Raw genomic sequence first — 5281 nt, forward strand, 5'->3', positions numbered from 1 at the left:
TGAGCTTATTATTGACTAGAGTCATGCTCCAGTTGCGGTGGATGTGCTCGGCCATAGCAGGGATCCCGGCTCGCGAGGGGGTAATTGTCAACTCAGAGGGTGCTCAACACCTCTCGCGCGGCGGCTAGGGTTTTCTCCACATCGGCCTCTGTGTGGGCCAGGGAGGTGAAGCCGGCCTCAAATTGCGAGGGCGCCAGATAGACTCCCCGCTCCAACATGCCGCGATGGAAGCGGGCAAATTTCTGCAGATCGGAAGTCTTGGCCTCTTCGTAGTTGCGCACCGGGCCGGCAGTAAAAAAGAAGCCAAACATGCCGGGCAGATAGCCCCCGCACATCTCATGCCCCGTTTCCCGCGCGATCTGCAATAGCCCTGTTGCCAACTTCTCGGTAATCCGCTCCAGGTACTCGTAGGTGCCCGGACGACGCAAAATATCCAGTGTCTGGATCCCTGCTGTCATGGCCAGGGGGTTGCCGGAAAGGGTGCCCGCCTGATACATCGGCCCCGCTGGAGCCACCATCTCCATAATTTCTCGCCGACCGCCATAGGCCCCCACCGGCAGGCCGCCACCGATGACTTTACCCAAAGTGGTTAAATCGGGGATGACCCCAAACTTGGCCTGTACACCGCCATAGCTGATGCGAAAGCCGGTCATCACCTCGTCAAATACCAGCAGGGCCCCGTACTTTTGGGTGAGATCCCGCAACCCTTCCAAGAAGCCCGGCTGGGGGGGAATAAAGCCGGCATTGCCCACCACCGGCTCTAGGATGACTCCGGCAATGGAGTCAGGGTGCTGTTCAAACAGGGCCTTGACTGCCTCCAGGTCGTTGTAGGGAGCCGTCAGCGTAGCGCTGGTAGCTGCCTTGGGCACCCCCGGCGAGTCTGGCAAGCCCAGCGTGGCCACCCCCGAACCGGCCTTCACCAAGAACATGTCCGCATGGCCGTGGTAGCAGCCCTCGAACTTGATCACCTTTTCCCGACCGGTATAGGCCCGCATCAAGCGCAGCACCGCCATGCAAGCTTCGGTGCCGGAATTGACAAAGCGCACCATCTCCACACTGGGCACCGCCTCAATGACCCGCTCCGCCAGCTCATTTTCCAGAACGCAAGGGGCGCCGAAGCTGGTGCCTTTCTCCAAAGCTCGGCGCAGAGCCTCAATGACCTCGGGGTGAGCGTGGCCAACAATCGCCGGCCCCCAACTGCCGATGTAGTCGATGTATTGGTTGCCGTCCACATCCCAGGCGTAGGCCCCTGAGACACGGTCGAACACGACGGGATCCCCGCCCACCGACTTGAAGGCCCGTACCGGAGAACTAACCCCCCCCGGCATGAGACTTTGTGCCCGGGCAAAAATCTGTTTGGAGCGGGCGGTGTTAAACGAAGTGGAGTGGAGAGTGCTGGTCATAGAGCAGGAGCTTTCAACGCATTACCAAGGCTAGCAAGCAAGGGAGCTTTCTGGTGAGCCCTTTTACCGACCATGAAACTACAAACCCATTCCCGCCAGCGTGTCGATCACCTGCTCCAGGATCAGGGTAAGGTTGGGATGGGAGGTCTCGAACAGGCCCAGCGCCTCTCCGATGCGATCTCTATGCCCTTGGCTCTGTTTGCTCTCGGTCGGGGATCCCAGCTCGGCCAGCACCGCTTCCACTTCCTGGCGAATGGTGGCAATGTGCTGCCGCTGCTTTTCGTCCAGGCCAGGGGTTTTTTGCAGCTCAACATCCAGATCGCGCAGCAGTTGTCGCAGTTTCGATTCGGCCATTCTGTAAAGAGACCTTAACGACTTGAGAACCGATTGAGTTTTGACCACCCTGCCTCAATCATACGGTCTGATGGGTTGAAGCAGGGATCCCTCTATCTAGGGTCTAAGAGCGGGTAAGCGGCGAAGGTTAACTTTTGCAGCCGGGGATCCCAGCATTGGAGCAACTCCCATAGGATGGGCAGTAGCCTTGCTGTCTATCCCCATGTCTGAGCTGGCATTGGCCCTAGTAGGGGCGGCGGTTGCTGCTGCCCTTTTCGTTGGGATTTTCGTCTGGGAACAAAGACGCAGCCAAGAATTGCTGCAGCGGTGGGCGGCAAAGCAGGGCTACTCCATTTTGAGCCAGGAGGCGCGGTATTGGCGGCTGGGGCCTTTTTCCGGGAGCACTTCCAAGTATCAACGGGTATTCCGTGTGCGGATACGGGATCCGTGGGGGCAAGAACGCACCGGCTGGGTGAGGTTAGGGAACTGGTGGCTGGGGCTTTTGTCGGATCAGGCTGAGGAGCGGTGGGAGTAGGCTGGGATTGAACCACAGAAGGGGAAAGCAATGAACGGGATCAGGGGTTGGAAAGGGCTGAAGGGGGTAGCGTGGCTGGGCCTGGTACTGGCGGTGGCACTGTTGGGTTGGAACATAATCGCCGGAGGTGGAGCGATGGCCAGTCCTGGTGAGGGATCCCGAATGTTGACGGTTACAGGACAGGGATCGGTCTCTGTAGAGAACTCCATTGCCCTCATTCGCTTGGGGGTGGTGATCCAGGGGGAGACGGCGCAATCGGTACAACAACAGGTGGCAGAACGCTCAGAGCGGCTGGTCAATCGCCTCAAGGAGCTGCAAGTAGGCGCTCTACAAACCACCGGCATTTCCCTCTACCCGCAATACGACTACCGGGATGGCCAACCTCGCCTAACGGGTGTACAGGGGCAAAACAGTCTGCAATTCGAGGTGCCTGTGGCCAGAGCCGGGCAAGTGCTGGACGAAGCTGTGGCCGCCGGAGCCACCCAGGTGGAATCGGTCAGTTTCCGGGCCGATGAAGCCACCCTGTTGGAGGCGCGCAGCCGCGCCCTAACCCAAGCCGTGAAAGATGCCCAACGTCAAGCCCAGGATGTGCTGGGGGCCTTGAACCTGAGCATCCGTTCCGTCGAGCGCATCCAGATTCAGAGCGATGGCTACATGATCCCGCCGCCGATCCCCTTTGCCCGCGCCGACTATGCCCGTCTAGAAACAGCATCCACACCGGTGGAGGGGGGACAGCAAACCGTGCGCGCCCAAGTCACCCTCGAGATCCGTTACTGAGCCTCTGCTTTGCTGCCTCGAATAATTCACAAATGTTCACCACATAGATTTCAGCTCTCCCGCCAAAAGATTCCTACTCAGGGCAAGCCTTGGGCAGCAACAGACAGCGGCTCTGGACGAGCGAAGTCTCAGTGATTCAAGAGTGATTCAATCCATCTAACCAACTCGGCAAAGTGGAAGCGGCTGCTGTTTGCTACCGCATTAGAATAGCGATGGAAAGTTGCGGGTAGTTTGCTTTCCCGCGCCACCCTGCCTCGGTTTATCTATGGATCCCAGCCCGGAGAGCGTTGGTGCAACTCCTCTGCCCGAGAAGGGGAAATCCGGCTCTGGCAGAAGCCAAGACAGCAGTCTGCAAGCCCGTGTACTGATCGTGGATGATAGCTACATGGTGGCAGAAATGCTGTCCAACTTTTTGGGCAAGCAGGGCTGCAGTATTTCTTATGCCTTGGATGGCCTCTCCGCGCTGGAGCAAATTCGCCGCCAACCCCCAGACCTCATCATTGCCGACTGGGTCATGCCCTCTCTGAACGGCCTAGACCTGTGCCGCCAACTGCGGCAATTGCCGGAATATGCCTGGGTGTACTACATCATCATGACTGCCCGCGAGGGCAGTGACAACATGGAGCGGGCTTTGGAGGCAGGTGCCGATGAGTTTCTCTCCAAACCCTTTCAGGCTGCAGAGCTGCTGACGCGGGTGCGGGCAGGGCTGCGCATTGTAGAAAGTCGCCGCCAGCAATATCTGCTCAAAACTGGGCAAAAATCTCCTCCCTCTCCCCCCAAGTCGATTGGTTTGGAGGTGGGTAACCGTCAGGATTTGGTGGCTCGTTTGCCGCTGCGGGTGGCCCAGGCCCGTGCCCAATCGGAACCCCTCAGCTTGTTTGTGCTGCGCTTGGCCAACCTCGGTTCTCTGGCACAAGGGCTGGATGCTGACGGTCAGGGTGCTCTTCTCAAGCTGTTTAGAGAGCGCCTGGCCAATAACCTGCGCGATGGAGACGACCTGTTTTGCTACGACGAGGGGCAGTTTATCATTCTGCTGCCGGGGAGCACCTTGGCTGCTGCGCAAATTGCTGCCGAACGCTGCTGCCAGCGAATGATTCAGGATCCCTTTGTGGTGAATGGGCGGGCGCTGCCGGTGCAGCTCCAGTTTGGAGCGGCCAGCCTCATGGACAGCGATGATCCCAAGGGGGTGGCTCTGTTGCGTCGGGCTGCCCAGGCTATGCGAGATAGCAGGAATGTGCACAGCTCGGTGGTGACTGCTCCCCATCCCATCCCAGTTTCCGACCGCGTCAGCGGAACGGAGTCCTCAGAGCTGCTGAAACGCCTGCAGCGTCTGGAAAAAGAAAACGCCGAACTGCGCCGAGAGCTGGAGACTCGCCTCAGGCAGATTGAGGATCTCCGCCAACACCATCAAGAGCTCAGCCAAAAAATGCAGGCTTCTGCACCGGAACTGTCCACAGCGGGATCCCTGGCCCATAGACCCTTCCGCTTGCGGCGGCGAAAACTCCGGCAGCTTTGTCTGAAGCGTCAACTGAGCCGTAGAAGACTGCGCCTGGCCTTGGGGCGGCTGAGCAGGTAGCGATGGGCTGAGCGAACGGGAGAGACGGAAGGGAGGTGCAAAAGGCTATGATGGGCATTTTTCAGGGTCAAGTGGCCGGATCTGGGATCTGGAGACCGGCAGGAAGATGGTTCCTAAACAACATTGAGCTAGTCTTGACAGCGGTGGGAATAGGGGTGATTCTGCTAAGTGGTTTTGTGGCCAGCCGCAGCGCTTTTTCGCTAGAAACGGCAACGGCGGTCAGCGCCACTTTGGTAGGGGTCGTCCACGGGATCCTCTTTTGGCTGTTGCGACGGCGACAAAGATGGGTAAGGCAGGAGGCAATCCGACAGATTCGGGAAATGCTGGAAGATTTGGGCAAAAACCGCCTGCAAACCATCAAGATGAGCTTGTACATGGTGCAGGCGCGTCAACCGGAACAGGAAGAGCGAACCCGACAAAGCTTTGACCGCGTTTATCAGATCCTGGCGGAGATGAGCACCTTGATCGACCACATTTCGGAAGAATCTCTGGCCGGCTGGCGCCATCGCTACCGGCAAACTCTACAGCGGGTTGAGTCGGAGTCTCAGTAGTTTTTAATCTTGAGTGACTGAAGTAAGAAGTACTTAAGAAGTATAGTTGCTTCAGGTTAGGGTGAGACACCTGAGCTACTGATCGCGCCAGCGGGACGGAGTCCTT

The 5281-nt window shown here is 58.4% G+C and carries 6 protein-coding genes; 4 read left to right on the top strand and 2 right to left on the bottom strand.

Translation table 11 applies throughout. The features are described from left to right. Positions 1 to 92: 92 nt before the first annotated feature. Positions 93 to 1403 carry a glutamate-1-semialdehyde 2,1-aminomutase gene (gene hemL, locus NW856_RS09195; RefSeq protein WP_414399924.1) on the bottom strand — a complete coding sequence of 437 codons (1311 nt, stop codon included), beginning with the start codon at positions 1401 to 1403 and terminating at the stop codon, positions 93 to 95. Between the two features lie 78 nt (positions 1404 to 1481). Continuing rightward, positions 1482 to 1757: a DUF4404 family protein gene (locus NW856_RS09200; RefSeq protein WP_414399925.1), complete on the bottom strand. Its 276-nt coding sequence runs from the start codon at positions 1755 to 1757 to the stop codon at positions 1482 to 1484. 202 nt (positions 1758 to 1959) lie between these two features. Here NW856_RS09200 and NW856_RS09205 point away from each other — a divergent pair, with 202 nt between their 5' ends. The 4 genes from NW856_RS09205 to NW856_RS09220 all read left to right on the top strand — a co-directional run bounded on the left by NW856_RS09205 (position 1960) and on the right by NW856_RS09220 (position 5175). Then, positions 1960 to 2271 (top strand): hypothetical protein, encoded by a 312-nt coding sequence (locus NW856_RS09205; protein ID WP_414399926.1) that lies wholly within the window; start codon positions 1960 to 1962, stop codon positions 2269 to 2271. 30 nt (positions 2272 to 2301) lie between these two features. Then, entirely contained in the window at positions 2302 to 3048 is a 747-nt protein-coding gene (locus NW856_RS09210; RefSeq protein WP_414399927.1) for an SIMPL domain-containing protein, read from the top strand. A 265-nt stretch (positions 3049 to 3313) separates the two neighbouring features. Next, positions 3314 to 4624 carry a response regulator gene (locus NW856_RS09215; protein WP_414399928.1) on the top strand — a complete coding sequence of 437 codons (1311 nt, stop codon included), beginning with the start codon at positions 3314 to 3316 and terminating at the stop codon, positions 4622 to 4624. Between the two features lie 47 nt (positions 4625 to 4671). Beyond that, complete coding sequence (locus NW856_RS09220) at positions 4672 to 5175, top strand: hypothetical protein (protein WP_414399929.1); 504 nt, start codon at positions 4672 to 4674, stop codon at positions 5173 to 5175. Positions 5176 to 5281 lie beyond the last annotated feature (106 nt).

The organism is Synechococcus sp. R3-13 (assembly GCF_047462195.1).
GTDB lineage: Bacteria > Cyanobacteriota > Cyanobacteriia > Thermostichales > Thermostichaceae > Thermostichus.

Coding starts and splice junctions, on each gene's coding strand:
- hemL (WP_414399924.1), bottom strand. CDS start 1,403: ATGACCAGCACTCTCCACTCCACTTCGTTTAACACCGCCCGCTCCAAA.
- NW856_RS09200 (WP_414399925.1), bottom strand. CDS start 1,757: ATGGCCGAATCGAAACTGCGACAACTGCTGCGCGATCTGGATGTTGAG.
- NW856_RS09205 (WP_414399926.1), top strand. CDS start 1,960: ATGTCTGAGCTGGCATTGGCCCTAGTAGGGGCGGCGGTTGCTGCTGCC.
- NW856_RS09210 (WP_414399927.1), top strand. CDS start 2,302: ATGAACGGGATCAGGGGTTGGAAAGGGCTGAAGGGGGTAGCGTGGCTG.
- NW856_RS09215 (WP_414399928.1), top strand. CDS start 3,314: ATGGATCCCAGCCCGGAGAGCGTTGGTGCAACTCCTCTGCCCGAGAAG.
- NW856_RS09220 (WP_414399929.1), top strand. CDS start 4,672: ATGATGGGCATTTTTCAGGGTCAAGTGGCCGGATCTGGGATCTGGAGA.